The 14,172-nt window shown below is 70.1% G+C and carries 11 protein-coding genes and 3 pseudogenes; 9 read left to right on the top strand and 5 right to left on the bottom strand.

All coding sequences use genetic code 11. The features are described 5' to 3' along the window. Nucleotides 1–2 precede the first annotated feature (2 nt). Both FZ025_RS10160 and FZ025_RS10165 read right to left on the bottom strand, forming a co-directional pair. Nucleotides 3–143, bottom strand: coding sequence for a hypothetical protein (locus tag FZ025_RS10160; protein ID WP_158185548.1), 141 nt, complete (start codon nt 141–143; stop codon nt 3–5). 207 nt (nt 144–350) lie between these two features. Next, nucleotides 351–2,183, bottom strand: coding sequence for a monovalent cation:proton antiporter-2 (CPA2) family protein (locus FZ025_RS10165; protein ID WP_104558914.1), 1,833 nt, complete (start codon nt 2,181–2,183; stop codon nt 351–353). A 150-nt stretch (nt 2,184–2,333) separates the two neighbouring features. Here FZ025_RS10165 and FZ025_RS22355 point away from each other — a divergent pair. Both FZ025_RS22355 and FZ025_RS10170 read left to right on the top strand, forming a co-directional pair. Then, a pseudogene (locus FZ025_RS22355) lies at nt 2,334–2,472 on the top strand (IS5/IS1182 family transposase); the annotation flags it as partial. Between the two features lie 129 nt (nt 2,473–2,601). Then, nucleotides 2,602–2,787 (top strand): annotated as a pseudogene (locus FZ025_RS10170) (IS110 family transposase); the annotation flags it as partial. Nucleotides 2,788–2,874: 87 nt separating this feature from the next. Here the strand turns inward: FZ025_RS10170 and FZ025_RS10175 are convergent. After that, entirely contained in the window at nt 2,875–3,771 is an 897-nt protein-coding gene (locus FZ025_RS10175) for a LysR family transcriptional regulator (RefSeq protein ID WP_046978899.1), read from the bottom strand. A 112-nt stretch (nt 3,772–3,883) separates the two neighbouring features. Here FZ025_RS10175 and FZ025_RS10180 point away from each other — a divergent pair, with 112 nt between their 5' ends. The 5 genes and pseudogenes from FZ025_RS10180 (at nt 3,884) to FZ025_RS10195 (ending at nt 5,864) form a co-directional block, all read left to right on the top strand. After that, on the top strand, nt 3,884–4,753 hold the full coding sequence (locus FZ025_RS10180; protein WP_046978898.1) for an aldo/keto reductase family oxidoreductase: 870 nt from the start codon (nt 3,884–3,886) through the stop codon (nt 4,751–4,753). Between the two features lie 150 nt (nt 4,754–4,903). Continuing rightward, nucleotides 4,904–5,087, top strand: a pseudogene (locus FZ025_RS10185) (alpha-N-arabinofuranosidase); the annotation flags it as partial. A 185-nt stretch (nt 5,088–5,272) separates the two neighbouring features. After that, nucleotides 5,273–5,467: a YdcH family protein gene (locus FZ025_RS10190; protein WP_104558915.1), complete on the top strand. Its 195-nt coding sequence runs from the start codon at nt 5,273–5,275 to the stop codon at nt 5,465–5,467. Further along, entirely contained in the window at nt 5,464–5,649 is a 186-nt protein-coding gene (locus FZ025_RS22360; RefSeq protein ID WP_244292506.1) for a hypothetical protein, read from the top strand. The genes FZ025_RS10190 and FZ025_RS22360 overlap by 4 nt, the downstream gene beginning before the upstream one ends. Further along, complete coding sequence (locus tag FZ025_RS10195; RefSeq protein WP_244292525.1) at nt 5,580–5,864, top strand: DUF488 domain-containing protein; 285 nt, start codon at nt 5,580–5,582, stop codon at nt 5,862–5,864. The genes FZ025_RS22360 and FZ025_RS10195 overlap by 70 nt, the downstream gene beginning before the upstream one ends. A gap of 168 nt (nt 5,865–6,032) precedes the next feature. Here the strand turns inward: FZ025_RS10195 and plsB are convergent, their stop codons facing one another. Both plsB and FZ025_RS10205 read right to left on the bottom strand, forming a co-directional pair. Continuing rightward, on the bottom strand, nt 6,033–8,705 hold the full coding sequence (gene plsB, locus FZ025_RS10200; RefSeq protein ID WP_104558916.1) for a glycerol-3-phosphate 1-O-acyltransferase PlsB: 2,673 nt from the start codon (nt 8,703–8,705) through the stop codon (nt 6,033–6,035). Continuing rightward, nucleotides 8,705–9,649 carry a hypothetical protein gene (locus FZ025_RS10205; RefSeq protein WP_046977719.1) on the bottom strand — a complete coding sequence of 315 codons (945 nt, stop codon included), beginning with the start codon at nt 9,647–9,649 and terminating at the stop codon, nt 8,705–8,707. Before FZ025_RS10205 ends, plsB begins: the two co-directional genes overlap by 1 nt. A 375-nt stretch (nt 9,650–10,024) precedes the next feature. Between FZ025_RS10205 and FZ025_RS10210 the strand changes: the two genes are divergently transcribed. Both FZ025_RS10210 and FZ025_RS10215 read left to right on the top strand, forming a co-directional pair. Then, the gene (locus FZ025_RS10210) at nt 10,025–13,084 is read left to right on the top strand and encodes a galactose-binding domain-containing protein (protein WP_104558917.1); all 3,060 of its coding nucleotides are present in this window, start codon (nt 10,025–10,027) and stop codon (nt 13,082–13,084) included. Continuing rightward, nucleotides 13,081–14,142 (top strand): LacI family DNA-binding transcriptional regulator, encoded by a 1,062-nt coding sequence (locus tag FZ025_RS10215; protein ID WP_046977720.1) that lies wholly within the window; start codon nt 13,081–13,083, stop codon nt 14,140–14,142. The genes FZ025_RS10210 and FZ025_RS10215 overlap by 4 nt, the downstream gene beginning before the upstream one ends. Nucleotides 14,143–14,172 lie beyond the last annotated feature (30 nt).

Genomic DNA, 14,172 nt, shown 5'->3' on the forward strand with positions numbered 1-14,172 from the left:
GCTCACAAACGGGCGGTGGCGACCGCCCCCTGCGGTACCGCGCCCGGTTGGTGCGGTTCGCTGGTGTTGAACGTCCGATGCCCGAGCCCGGCATCGGACCGGCTGATTGGCAGCGCCGGAAGGGTGCAGTGGTTGCGGATCATGGGAGTTCGCTACGGCAAAAGCGCGGCTTGCGCTCGACCGGGATGCCAACCCAGGAACGATTGAATGCGCGCAATGCAAAACACGCCAAAACACCCATCACTGCAACACGGAACATACCGGTCCATCGTTCTCCGTGGTTGCTGCGATGTGCCGGGCGGGCCACACCCGCCCCACCCGCCGCGACCATTCGCCGCACCAGCACGCAGCTACGATGCGGTCTTCGCCGCCGCCTCGCCGTCGTCCGCCGCGCCGGGTGCTTCTTCGCTCAGGTCGGCCTCGAACAGCTGCATCAGGTCGGCGCGCGCATCGCGCGAGGTCTGCACCACCGCCGCCTCGTCGTCGTATACCAGGTGCTGCGCGCGCAGCAGCTGCTCGTCGTGGTCGCGGAAGCGGGCGATGCGGTCGCGCGCGGTGTCCGCGCTCAGGCCCAGGCTGACCAGCACCCTTTCGCTCAGTTCCAGGCTGGAGGCGAACACCTCGCGGAACGGTTCGGCGCCCAGGTCCATCAGCCGCCAGGCGTGCTGGCGGTTGCGCGCGCGCGCCAGCACCTGCGCCTTCGGGTACAGGCGGCGGATCAGCCGCGTGGTCTTGATGTTGGTCTCCGCGTCGTCCATCGCCACCACGAAGATGCCGATGCCGTCGCTGCCGGCTGCGCGCAACAGGTCCGGGCGGCTCGGGTCGCCGTAGTAGATCTTGTTGCCGAAGCGGCGCAGGTCCTCGACCGTGTCCGGGTTGTGCTCCAGCGCCACGAACGGGATCCGCTGTGCGGTCAGCATGCGCGCCACGACCTGGCCGAAGCGGCCCATGCCGGCGATCAGCACCTGCGCGCGCTGCGCGTCCACGGTGTCGTAGCTGGCCGCCGGGATCGGCGGGCGCTTCGGCTTGGCCGCGTTGCCGCCATCGAGCAGGCGCTGCATGCCGATCAGCAGCAGCGGGGTCAGCGCCATCGACACGCCGACCACCGCGACCAGGCGGTCGTGGTTGGCGTCGTCGAGCAACTGCACGCGCTGCGCCTCGGTGAACACCACGAACGCGAACTCGCCGCCCAGCCACAGCAGGCTGCCCAGCAACAAGGCGCTGCGCAGCGGCAGCCGCGCTACCCGGCCGATGCCGACCAGCAGGCTGAACTTGACCAGCAGCAGCGTGGCCACGCCGCCGGCGATCAGCCACGGCTCGGCGACGATGCGGTCCAGGTCGATGCCCATGCCCACGGCGATGAAGAACACCCCCAGCAGCAGGCCCTGGAATGGCTCGATCTGCGCTTCCAGTTCGTGCCGGAATTCCGAGTCGGCCAGCAGCACGCCGGCCAGGAACGCGCCCAGGCTGGGACTCAGCCCGGCCTTCTGCAGGAACCACGCATTGCCCAGCACCACCAGCAGCGCGCTGGCGGTGAACACCTCGGGCATGCGCGTGCGTGCCACGATGCGGAACAGATGGCGCAGCACGAAGCGGCCGCACAGCACCACCACCGCCAGCGCCCCCAGCGCCTGCGCCACCTCGGGCCAGGTCAGGGTGTCGTTCTTGGCCCCGCCGAGCAGGGGGATCGCGGCCAGCAGCGGGATCGCGATCAGGTCCTGGAACAGCAGGATCGCGAAGCCGAGCCGGCCGTAGTCGCTGTTGAGCGCCTTGCGCTCGGCCAGCAACTGCAGGCCCACCGCGGTGGACGACAGCGCCAGCGCCAGGCCCACCACCAGCGCGCTCTTCCAGTTCAGGTCCAGGCCCAGCAGCAGCACGCCCAGCGGCAACGCGGTCAGCGCGACCTGCGCGGTGCCGGCGCCGAACACCGCACGCCGCATCAGCTTCAGCCGCGCCGGCGACAGTTCCAGGCCGATCAGGAACAGCAGCATCACCACGCCGATCTCGGCGGCGTTGAGGATGCGCTCGGTGTCCTGCACGAAGCCCAGCCCGTCCGGACCCAGCACCACGCCGGCGGCCAGGTAGGCCAGCACCGCGCCCAGGCCCAGGCGCTTGAACACCGGCACCGCGATCACCGCGGCCAGCAGCAATACCAGCGCCAGCTCCAGACCGCCGCTATGCACGAGTCGTCTCCATCGCGCCATTATGCGGCCGCCACGCGACCGTCTGCTTACCCCGGATTGTGAATGCGCGCAGGCAGGCACGTCTCTGGATAGTGTCGTCACGAATCAAGGAAGTGCGCGAACATAGCAAGAAACACACATCCCTTGGCTATGTCGACTGCCTCCTACCATCGTCACGACCTTTCTGATCATGCTTGGGAATTACTCGCCCCCCCATCTTCCTGGGCAAAGGGGAGCTCGGGGCGGGATGTCCCAGGACAATCGACGATTTCTCAACGGCGTGCTGTGGAAAAAGGGGCCAGCGCGGAAAAAGGGGAAAAAGGGGCCAGGGGAATATGCGGTTGAAGTGGATATTGTCCTCTGGCCCCTTTGATGCCCTGGCCCCTTTGATGCCGGCCCCTTTGATGCCTTTGGCCTGTATATGCCGGCCATGGTCGCGATGACCCACAATCCGGTCATCCGCGCGCTGAAGCAGCGCCTGCGCGAACGCGGCAAAGCCGGCAAGCAGATCATCTGCGCCGCCATGCGCAAGCTGCTACATATCGCCTACGGCGTGCTCAAATCGCGCACGCCCTTCGACCCTCAAAAGGCTCTTGCCTATTAGGGGGGAAGACGATATCTACAGGGAGCGGCGTTTGGCGATTCTTCCGAATGCCGGAGCGGCGACGTGGCGTCACCGCCCGCACCGCGATCACGGCGTCCGAATGAAATCCACGAACGCGCGCAGCGGTGCGGGCAGATGGCGGCGCCCTGGGTAATAGAGGAACGGGCCGCTGAAGCTCTGCCACCATGGCTCCAGCACCGGTTCCAGCGCGCCGCTGTCCAGGTGTGGGTGTAGCCAGTCTTCGAACAGGTGGATCACGCCCAGGCCGCCGACCGCGGCGTCGATGGCCAGGTCCACCGCGGCGCCCAGGCGCACCAGCAACGGGCCGCTCGGCTCGATCAGCACGATCTCACCGTCGCGTTCGAATTCCCAGGCCGGGATGGCGCCGCTGGCGAACTGGCCGCGCAGGCAGGCGTGCCCCAGCAGGTCGCGCGGGTGCTGCGGGTGCCCGTGCGCGGCGAGGTACTCGGGCGAGGCGGCGGTGGCGAAGCGCTGCACGCGCGGGCCGATCGGCACGGCGATCATGTCCTGCTCCAGCCGCTCGTCGTAGCGGATGCCGGCATCGCAGCCGGCCGCCAGCATGTCGACGAAGCTGTCTTCCACGATCACTTCCAGCCTGATCTCGGGATAGGCCTTCAGGAACGGGGTGACGATCGCCGGCAGCACCAGGCGCGCGGCGGCGCCTGGCACGTTGAGGCGCAGGGTGCCGCTGGGGCGGTCGCGGAAGCCATTGACCACGTCCAGCGCCGCTTCCACTTCGCCGAGGGCGGGGATCAGGCGTTCGGCCAGGCGTGCGCCGGCCTCGGTCGGCAGCACGCTGCGGGTGGTGCGGTTGAACAGGCGCACGCCGAGCCGGGTTTCCAGGCGCCGCACCGCCTCGCTCAGGCTGGAGGCGGAGCTGCCGCTGGCGCGCGCGCCTTCGCGGAAGCCGCCGGCGCGCAGCACCGCCAGGAAGGCGAAGAGGTCTTGCAGGTCCGTGGCCATTGTTCGAGATCCCGCGCAGCCCGTGCCGATTCGACCGGATTATCGCGCATCGGCGTGCCGCCTACAGTGCAGGCCTCACCCGGGTTTCGGCCCACCACTTCTGGAGGCAGTCATGAGCAAGCTTTCGACCGCTGGCACCTTTTCCCTCGGCGACCGCCGCGTAACGCGCATCGGCTACGGCGCGATGCAGCTGGCCGGCCCAGGCGTGTTCGGGCCGCCCAAGGACCGCGCCGCGGCGCTGGCAGTGCTGCGCGAGGCGGTGGCCTCGGGCGTGGACCACATCGACACCAGCGACTTCTACGGGCCGCACATCACCAACCAGCTGATCCGCGAGGCGCTGCATCCGTATCCGCAGCAACTGACGATCGTCACCAAGGTCGGCGCCGTGCGCGGCGACGACGCATCGTGGCAGGTGGCGCAGCGCCCGGCCGAACTGACGCAGGCGGTGCACGACAATCTACGCAACCTCGGCGTGGATGTCCTGGACGTGGTTAACCTGCGGGCGATGCTCGATGTGTACAAGCCCAGCGAGGGCGCGATCGAAGCGCAGTTCAGCGCGCTCGCGGAACTACAGCAGCGCGGGCTGATCCGGCATCTGGGCATCAGCAACGCCACTGCCGCGCAGGTGCAGGAAGCACGGCGCATCGCCGAGGTGGTCTGCGTGCAGAACCACTACAACCTGGCGCACCGCGACGACGATGCGCTGATCGACGCGCTAGCCCGCGACGGTATCGCCTATGTGCCGTTCTTCCCGCTCGGCGGCTTCACCCCGCTGCAGTCCGACTCGCTTTCGTCGATCGCGCGGGAGCTTGGTGCGACGCCGATGCAGGTAGCGCTGGCGTGGCTGCTGGCGCGTGCGCCGAACATCCTGCTGATTCCGGGCACCTCTTCGGTTGCGCATCTGCTGGAAAATCTGGCGGCGGCTGAGTTGTCACTGCCGGCGGAGGTGCTGGCCGCATTGGATCGGATTGCGCACGAGTAGCGAATGGTTAGGCGCTGTCCAAGGGCAAAAAAGGCAAAAAAAGGAGCCAAAAAAAGGAGCCAAAAAAGGGTCTTCGCGGATCAGGCAAAAAAGGGGGCCGGAGGAAATATGCCGTTGAAGTGGATATTTCCTCTGGCCCCTTTGATGCTGGGCCCCTTTGATGCTGTGGTCGGCTGGACCACGCACCTCGATCTGCGAATTCCAGGGCACCTGGTACCTGTTCTATCACGACGCGATGCTGTCCGGCGGCGTCACCCACATGCGTTCGATCAAGCGCACCGAGCTGCAGCACGACGCGCAGGGGCGCATCGCGCTGGTCCATCCTTACGGCGAGCAACACGGAGACGCCTATCTGGGCGGCGCGCCTGCCGCCAACGCGGCGTGCGCCGGGAATGACGCCGCCTCCGCGTCGGCGCCGCGCACAGGGTGCCGGCAATCGCATCGCTCCGACATGGATTCGTCGCCGTGCACGGTGACGGCAGCCCCATCGCCTGTGTATGCTCGGGCCTCGTGGAAGACATGACGCCCGCCGAGATCTCCCAGCGCATCGACGCCTTGCGTCGCGAGCACCGTGCGCTCGACGAACAGATCCAGCGCACCCCGGCCAACCTCGACGACGAACTGCAGGCCAAGCGGCTGAAGAAGCGCAAGCTGCAGCTCAAGGACTGCATCATGCGCCTGGAAAACCTGCTGATCCCCGACGAACCGGCGTGAATGCGGCGAGGTTCTTCAGCGTCGGCCATTCCACCCGGCCGCTGGACGAATTCCTCGACATCCTGCACCGCGCGCGGATCGCGCAGCTGGCCGAAACTACGCCGACTACGCGCTGGGCGCCGACTTCGGCGCAGCGTTCGCCCAGCTGCGCGCGCTCGGCAGCCGCGGCGCCTGCGCGGTGATGTGCGCCGAAGCCGACTGGCACCAATGCCACCGCCAGATCGTCTGCGATCACCTGCTGCACCACGGCCACACGGTGATCCACCTGCTCGACGCCAAGCGCCGCGAACCGGCCATCCTCAACCCCGCCGCGCGCAGCGATGCGCAAGGGCAGCTGGTGTATCCGGCGGACACCGCGCCTGCCGGCCCGGTGACCGGCGATCTGTTCGGCGGCTGAGCCGTCGGATCCCGGCGATGCCAACGATGCCACATGTGGGACTTCAGTCGCGCCGGCCTTCCCGGTAACGCCCGTCGCGACACACGCGATGGGTCGATCGCCGAGCGAAAGCGGCGCCAGGGGCATTCCGAGAGATGCGGCGCCAGGCCGTTCGCTACCGCCGCCGCTTCAATCCTGCGGCACCACCGGCTCTTCCGGCTTCGCCGCTTCCGGGCTGACCCGCTCGATGGTGTGGCGCAGTTCGCGGCCGAGGATGAACTTGGCGTCCTTGGCCCACGCATCCAGCCGCTCGTCGAACAGCAGCTTGCTGTTCTCGTCCGGCCACACCAGCTTCAGTTCGCGCAGCTTCTGGATGAAGCCGCGGAACAGGGTCTTGTCGAAGAACTCCGGCGCGGCCGGCGCGTACAGCAGGCTCAGGCGCTGCGCGGCCTGCTGGCACAGGCTTTCCAGTTCGCCGGCGCCGAGTTTGCCGGGGCCGTTCTTGACCAGCACCGAAATGGCGATGTAGTAGCGCTCGAACGCCTGCTGCAGCGAATGCCCGATCGCGCGCAGGCGGAACACCTCGTCGGTCTGCCCGGTGTTGCGCGCCAGCACGCCGCCGTCGTCGTCGTTGACCTGCAGCAGCAGTCCTTCGCGCACGAACACCGCGATGGTGCGCTCGATGCGTTCGGCGAACTGGTCCTCGCTCCACGGCAGGAACAGTTCGGCCTGCAGGAACGGGTACACGGTGCGGCCCAGCCGCAGCAGCCCGGAGCGGCTCATGCGGCGGTTGTTCTGGAAGCAGCACGCCACCCACGAGGAGGCGGTGAACAGGTGCAGCACGTTGTTGCGGAAGTAGCTCAGCAGCACCGCGTTGTCGCCGTTGACGCTGAGCACGTCGCCGAGCGGATGCGGCGTGCGGGTCAGTACGTTGATCTCCTCGGCATGGGCGATGATGCGCTCGGGCGAATGCGGGGTGACGGTGACCCGGTCCGAGTACGGCAGTTCGGCCAGCAGCTTCTTGCACAGTTCGATCTGCGCGATCAGGTCGGCCTCGCCCATCGCGTGCTTGGGCGTGGACAGCAGCGCCAACGCCAGCAGGTTGACCGGATTGACGTCGGCGGCGGCGTTGACGTGCACCTGGATCTGCTGCGCCAGCGCATCGACGGTGCCGTTCAACCAGCTCGGTTTCTCGTCCTCGCCCAGCGGCTGGCCGTCCCAGTCCGGCGCGCGCTGCGCCAGCACCTGGCTCAGCGCGATCGGCTCGCCGAAGTTCACCACCACCTGCCCGTAGTTCTGCTTGAGCACCTTGGGGATGCTCCACAGCAGGCCCCAGATCGATTCCTTCTCCTTGGGCCGGCCGCTGAGTTCGTCGAGGTAGCTGTTGCCTTCCATCAGCTTCTCGTAGCCGACGTAGATCGGCTGGAACAGCACCGGCTTGCGCGGCTGGCGCAGGAACGCGCGCAGGGTCATCGCGATCATGCCGCCCTTGGGCTGCAGCAGCCGCCCGGTGCGCGAGCGGCCGCCTTCGACGAAGTACTCGATCGAGTAGCCGCCGGCCACCAGCTGCGCCACGTATTCGCTGAGCACCGCCGAGTACAGCGCGTTGCCGCGGATCGAGCGGCGGATGAAGAACGCGCCGCCCTTGCGCAGCAACTGCCCGACCACCGGCAGGTTGAGGTTGATGCCGGCCACGATGTGCGGCGGCACGATGCCGCGTTCGTACAGCAGGTAGGACAGCAGCAGATAGTCCATGTGGCTGCGGTGGCTGGGCACGTAGATCACTTCGTGCCCGGGCGCGGCCTCCTTCAGCTTGTCCAGGTGGTGCACCAGCACGCCGGCGTAGATGCGGTTCCACACGTGGCTGAGCAGGAAGCTGGCCGAACGCACCACCGGGCTGGAGTAGTCGGCGGCGATCTCCCAGGCATAGGCGTGGGCCTTGCGCCAGGCGTCGATCGGCTTGCTGTTGTCGCGCTTGGCCTGCGCGGCGATCGCCTCGCGCACCGGCTCGGCGGCCAGCACCTGGTCCACCAGCAGCCGGCGGGTCGACAGGTCCGGCCCGATCACCGCCTCGCGGATGCGCCGGAAATGGGTGCGCAGCACGCGCTGCAGCTTGCGCACGGTGCGCTCCGGCGGCAGCCCTTCCTCCACCGTCTGCCGCATCGAGACCGGCGGGGCGAAGCGCACGATGGTGCTGCGGCCGTTGAGCAGCACGCCGAGCAGGCGGCGGAAGCTGCCGACCAGCGCCCAGTTTTCCGAGAACAGCACCGCGAACCAGCCGCTCTGCTTGTCCGGCGCGCGGCCGACGAAGATCGACACCGGCACCAGGTGGATGTCCAGGTCCGGGCGCTCGCGGTGCGCCTGCAGCAGCTTGGCCAGCGAATCGGAATGGGTCTTGGCGCCGCGCTGCTCGGGGATCAGCGCGTTGTTGCTGCTGCGCCGCGACAGCGCCAGGTAGGCGCGCTTGCGCCCCAGCGGGTCGCCGGGCAGCGGCACCAGCGGCGACGGCAGGCCGGCCTCGCGGCAGGCCTTGTCCAGGATCAGCGCGTTGGACAGGCCGTAGTCTTCCAGCACATAGACCACCGGGCGGCCGTCGTCGTACTGGCTGGGTTCGGCCGGTTCGATGTTCAGGCCCAGCCACGGATCGGCCACCCGCCCGAGCAGGCGCGCCCACAGCGGCCGCTTGGCGCTGCGCGCGGCCAGCGCCAGCAGCGGCTGCGGCGCGGCGCCGGGCGCCGGCGGCACGCTGCCGGTGGCGTCGGCACCGGCCGGGGGGACGGGCGCGGGCGCCGGATCCGAGGCGCGCGCAGCTGCGGCGGCGTCGGCGAAGGGGAGGGGGGTTTGTTCTGGCATCGGCGGCATTATCGCTTAGCCGGCGCTGCGCGGTCGGCGGCCGGTGCCGTCGCGGCCGCGGCAGGGGCGGCGACGGGTGCCGCGGCGGCGGCCAGCAGCGTGTCCACCTCGTGCAGGATATCGCGCAGGTACCAGCGGCCCTGGCGGCGGACCAGCACCGCGGTGGTGTCGATCTGCGCGCTGCCCAGCGGGTACTGGATGCGCACCATGGCCTGGTCGCCCTGCTGGCTGAGCAGTCCGGTGCGCAGTTCGCGCGCGCTGGCGTCCAGGTCCAGGCCGTAGCCGGCCAGCACCGTCTTCAGTTCGGCCAGGAACGGGCCGAGCCGCTGCAGGCTTGGCTCCATGCCCAGGCCGTGCAGGTCGGCGTCGCGGTGCAGGCCTGTGCGGCGCGCGGCGGCGCTGAGCTGTGCGATCGCCGCCTGTGCGTGCTTGCGCTCGGCCAGCGGCGCGTGTTCGGCCCAGCCGCTCAGCGCCTGCACCAGCTGCACGTAGTGGCCGCGCTGCTCCGGGGTGTACTCGCCCTGGTTGCGCAGGTACTGCACGCCGAACAGGCCCAGCGAGTGCGCGGCCTGGCGCAGGCTCGCGGTTTGCCCGTCGAACTGCGCGTCGAAGGCATGTTGCAGCGTGCGCTCGGCGTCCGGCGCGGACAGGGTGTCGAGCACCTCGGGCAGGCGTTCGGCCAGCGGTAGCTGGGTCAGCGGCCAGCGGCTGCGGTCTTCGCTCCAGGCCTGCTGCAGGCGCCGGTACTGCTCGGGCGGGACCGCGGCGCGCGCATAGCCGGCCAGATCGTTGCGCTGCAGCGTATACGCCAGCGCGCGCACGGCCGCGGCCGGTTCGGCGCTGGCGCCGGGCAGCTCGGCGGGGCTGCGCTTGCAGCCGGACAGGGCCAGCGCGGCCAGCAGCAGCGCGGGGACGACATGCAAGGGCGTGAGCCGGGTCGGGCGTGGCGGCATACGGTGCTGGCTCGTTCCCCAAAACGTTCCGCATCTTGCTGGGCGCAGGCGATTCCGGCAAGCCGCGCGCCCGCGGCGGTGCCGTCGCGGCGGTTGCCGCGCACAGCGCCGATGTCGCGTTGGGACATTTCTTGACCCGGCCGGCAACGCCGAGACGGCGATGGCAGCGCATCGCAAGGCGTGTTGGCGCATTGCACAATGTTGCGACGCATCATGTAACCGCTTGCAGTTGCTGTTACCGTCCGCCCACCTCGCTTGAGGTGGTACTGGACGGGGGTCCCGGTGCGATACACGTCCGAAATATTCCGAGTGCTGGGTCACAGCGGCGTCGGCCGTTGCCGTCTGGCGCTGGCCGGGATTCTGTGCGGACTCGCCATGGCACTGCCGGCGCAGGCGCAGGACGGCCGCTTGCCGCCACGCCAGGCATGGCATGCCTCCAGTTCTTCCAGCCAGGTCAAGGCGCAGGCGATCGGCTGCCTGATCGACGGCGATGCCACTACCCGCACCGGCGGTGCGTTCAGTCCCGGCCATTGGTTCCAGGTCGACCTGGGCCGCGAGGCGCGGCTCGGCGGCGTGCGCCTGCAATGGGACAGCGCCAATCCCGAAGGTTTCCTGCTGCAGGCTTCGCGCGACGGCCAGCGCTGGGACACGGTCTACACCATGGCCGATTCGATGGGCGGCACCGAGACGCTGTTCTTCGCGCCGCGTAGCGCGCGCTACCTGCGCCTGGTCAGTCCCGAACGCACCGCCGACTGGGGCATCTCGATCTTCGAGATGGAGCCGCTGGGCGAAGCGGCCAGCGCACGGCTGCGCGGCGTCCCGGCCGATGCCGCGGCCGCGCTGTGGCAAGGCGGCGCGGCGTTGGCCATGCCCGGCAAGGGCGCGCAGGCGCGGCAGCTTGAGATCGCGTTCCCGCGCACCTTCGCCAGCGCCGGCCTGATCGTCGAATTCGCCGGCGCGCATGGCGCGGCGCGGCTGCAGGCGCAGGATGCCGCGGGCCGCTGGAGCACGCTGGCCGAGGATCCGCAGGCCGGGCAGAGCGACAGCGCCTATCTGGCCGGTGCCGCGCCGGTCGAGGCGCGCGCGCTGCGGCTGAGCGTGGATGCCGCGCCCGGCGCCGCCGCACCGGCGCTGCGCCGCCTGCGCCTGCTCGGGCCGAAGGCGGTGATGACGCCGATGAAGCGCTACCAGGTCGCCGCGCAGCGCGGCCAGGGCGCGCTGTTCCCGGCCTCGCTGCACATGCAGCAGACCTACTGGACCGCGGTCGGCATCCACGCCGGACGGCAGAAATCGATCTTCGACGAGTACGGCAACCTGGAGGCGTGGAAGGGCGCGCCGCTGGTGCAGCCGCTGTGGCGCGATGCGTCCGGTACTGCCGCCGGCGCCGACGGCCACGCGCTGATGCATGCGCTGCGCGATGGCTGGAAACCGATGCCATCAGTGAGCTGGGCGCCGCAGCCCGGGCTGGAACTGCGCAGCGAGACCTGCACCATCGAACACGGCGGCCAGCCGGTGACGCTGCTGCGCCATCGCCTGCGCAACACCGGCAGCAGCCCGGTCAGCGGCACGCTGTCGCCGCTGGTGCGGCCGATGCAGATGAATCCGCCGTGGCAGAACGGCGGCCTGTCGCCGATCCACGACATCGCCGTCGAGGACGCTGCGGTGCGGGTCAACGGCCGCCTGCTGCTGGAGTCGCTGAGCGCGCCCGGCGGTGCCGGCGCCGAGGCGTTCGGCGCGCATGGCGCAACCGAGATCACCCGCCACGTCGCCGCCGGCACCTTGCCGGCGCAGCGCGCAGCGCACGACGCCGACGGCCTGGCCGCGGCGATGCTGGACTACGCGGTGACGCTGGCGCCGGGCGCGCAGCAGGACGTGGTGCTGGCGTTCCCGCTCGGCACCGCCAGCGCCGACGCGCAGGGCCGCCTGCCGCCGGCGCTGGACCGCGCCGCGCTGCTCGGCGCCGATGCGCGCGATCCTGGCCGTAGCTTCGACGCGCTGGCCGAGCGCGCAGCCGCCGACTGGCAGCGCCGGCTCGGCAACGTCGGCCTGAGCCTGCCCGATGCCAGCCTGGTCGACATGCTGCGCGCGCAGGCCGCGTACATGCTGATCAACCAGACCGGCCCGGCGATGCAGCCCGGCCCGCGCAACTACAACCGCTCCTTCATCCGCGACGGCATGGCCACCTCGGCGATCCTGCTGCGCATGGGCCAGGCCAAGGTCGCGCGCGACTACCTGCAGTGGTACAGCGACCACGCGGTGCATCCGAACGGGCTGGTGTCGCCGATCCTCAACGACGACGGCAGCGTCAACGACGGTTTCGGCTCGGACCTGGAATACGACAGCCAGGGCGAGTACATCACCCTGGTCGCCGACGTCGCGCGTCTGGACGGCGGGCCGGACAGCGTGCGCGCCTATCTGCCGAAGGTGAAGCTGGCGATGCAGTTCATGCAGGAACTGCGCGAGCGCACCCTGGTGCCCGGCTACATGGGCGAGCAGCCGGCGCCGGAACGTTTCCGCGGCATCCTGGCGCCGTCGATCAGCCACGAAGGCTATTCCAGCCCCACCCACAGCTACTGGGACGACTACTGGGCGCTGAAGGGCTGGCACGACGGCGCGTGGCTGGCCGAGTCGCTGGGCGACGCGGCGACCGCGGCCTGGGCGCGCGAACAGTACGCCGCGTTGCGTACCTCGCTGGCCGCCTCGATCCGCGCCACCATGGCCTGGAAGGGCGCCGACTTCATCCCCGCCGCGGCCGACCTGGGCGACGGCGATCCGAGCAGCGTGTCGATCGCGCTGGATCCCACCGGCCAGCAGGACCTGCTGCCGGAACAGGCGCTGCGCACCACCTTCGCGCGCTATCTGGACGACGTGCGCAAGCGCAAGCAGCCCAACGCGCTGTGGGCGTATTCGCCGTACGAGATGCGCAACGTGCTGACCTACGTGCACCTGGACCAGCCGCAGGTCGCCGACGAACTGCTGCAGGACATGCTGCGCGACCGCCGCCCGTTCGAATGGCAGGTGCTGGCCGAAGTGGTGCATTCGCGGCCGCGCTTCCCGCGCTACCTCGGCGACATGCCGCATACCTGGATCGGCGCCGAGTACGCGCGCACCATCTTCGGCATGCTGATGCACGAGGGCGACGACGGCCTGGCGCTGCTGCCCGGCACGCCGCCGGCCTGGGTCGCCGGCGAGGGCCTGGCGGTGCAGCGCCTGCCCACCGCCTACGGCCAGCTGAGCATGCGCGCGCGCCAGCGCGGCGAGGTGTTGCGGATCGAGCTCGGCACCGGGCTGCGCGCGGACACCGCGGTACGGGTGGTGTGGCCCTCGCGCACGCGGCCGACGCAGCTGCGCGTGGACGGCCGCCGCATCGACGCCTACGCCGCCGCCGGCGTGCTGCTGGACAAACCGTTCCGGACCCTGGAGGCACGCTGGTGAATCCGCGGATCGCGCCATCGCCGGAACGGCGGGCGAGCATCACCATCAAGGACGTGGCGCGCCTGGCCAACGTCTCGGTGGCGACCGTGTCGCGCACCATGAACGGCCACCAGCACGTGGCCGAGCCGGTGCGCGCACGCGTGCTGGAAGCCGCGCGCACCCTGCACTACGTGCCGCACCATGCCGCGCGCAGCCTCAGCAGCCGCCGCACCCACACCATCGGCGTGGTCCTGCCCGACCTGCACGGCGAGTTCTTCTCCGAACTGATCCGCGGCATCGACACGGTCGCGCGCGAGCGCGGCCTGCATCTGCTGGTGTCCAGCTACCACGGCGAGCCGGAAGAGCAGCGGCTGGCGGTGCGGCGCATGCCCGGACGCGTGGACGGGCTGCTGCTGATGTCGCCCTATCTGAGCACCGATGCCGACGAGGCCGCCGACATGCTGCCCGGCACGCTGCCGGCGGTGCTGATGAACTGCGCCGAGCGCATCGCCGACGCGCAGGTGCTCAACGTGGACAACTACGGCGGCGCGCGCGCGATGACCCGCCACCTGCTCGACAGCGGCCATCGCCGCATCGCCTTCATCGCCGGGCCGGACGACAACTTCGACGCGCGCGAACGCCTGCGCGGCTACCGCGACGAACTGCGCGAGCGCTGCCCGCAGGTGCCGCCGCGGGTGCTGCCGGGCGGCTTCGACGAAGCCTCCGGCTACCGCGCCGGGCAGGCGCTGTTGCAGCAGGGCCAGCGCCCGGAGGTGGTGTTCGCGGCCAACGACATGATGGCGCTCGGCTGCCTGTTCGCCTTCACCCACGCCGGCCTGCGCGTGCCCGACGACATCGCCGTGGCCGGCTTCGACGACGTGCCGATGGCGCGCTACGTGCACCCGGCGCTGACCACGATGCGGGTGGACATCGCCGGCTTCGGCGCGCGCGCGATGCAGCTGCTGCTCGCCGCGCTGGAGCCGCAAGCCGCCGCCGCGGAGGCCCCGCTCGCCACCGATATCGCCCCGCAACTGATCGTCCGCGCGTCCAGCGGCCAGCGAGGAACCGCCATGGACTGACACCGCCCGTCGCGTTTCGCCATCACTGTC

The organism is Xanthomonas hyacinthi (assembly GCF_009769165.1).
Classification (GTDB): Bacteria; Pseudomonadota; Gammaproteobacteria; order Xanthomonadales; family Xanthomonadaceae; genus Xanthomonas_A; species Xanthomonas_A hyacinthi.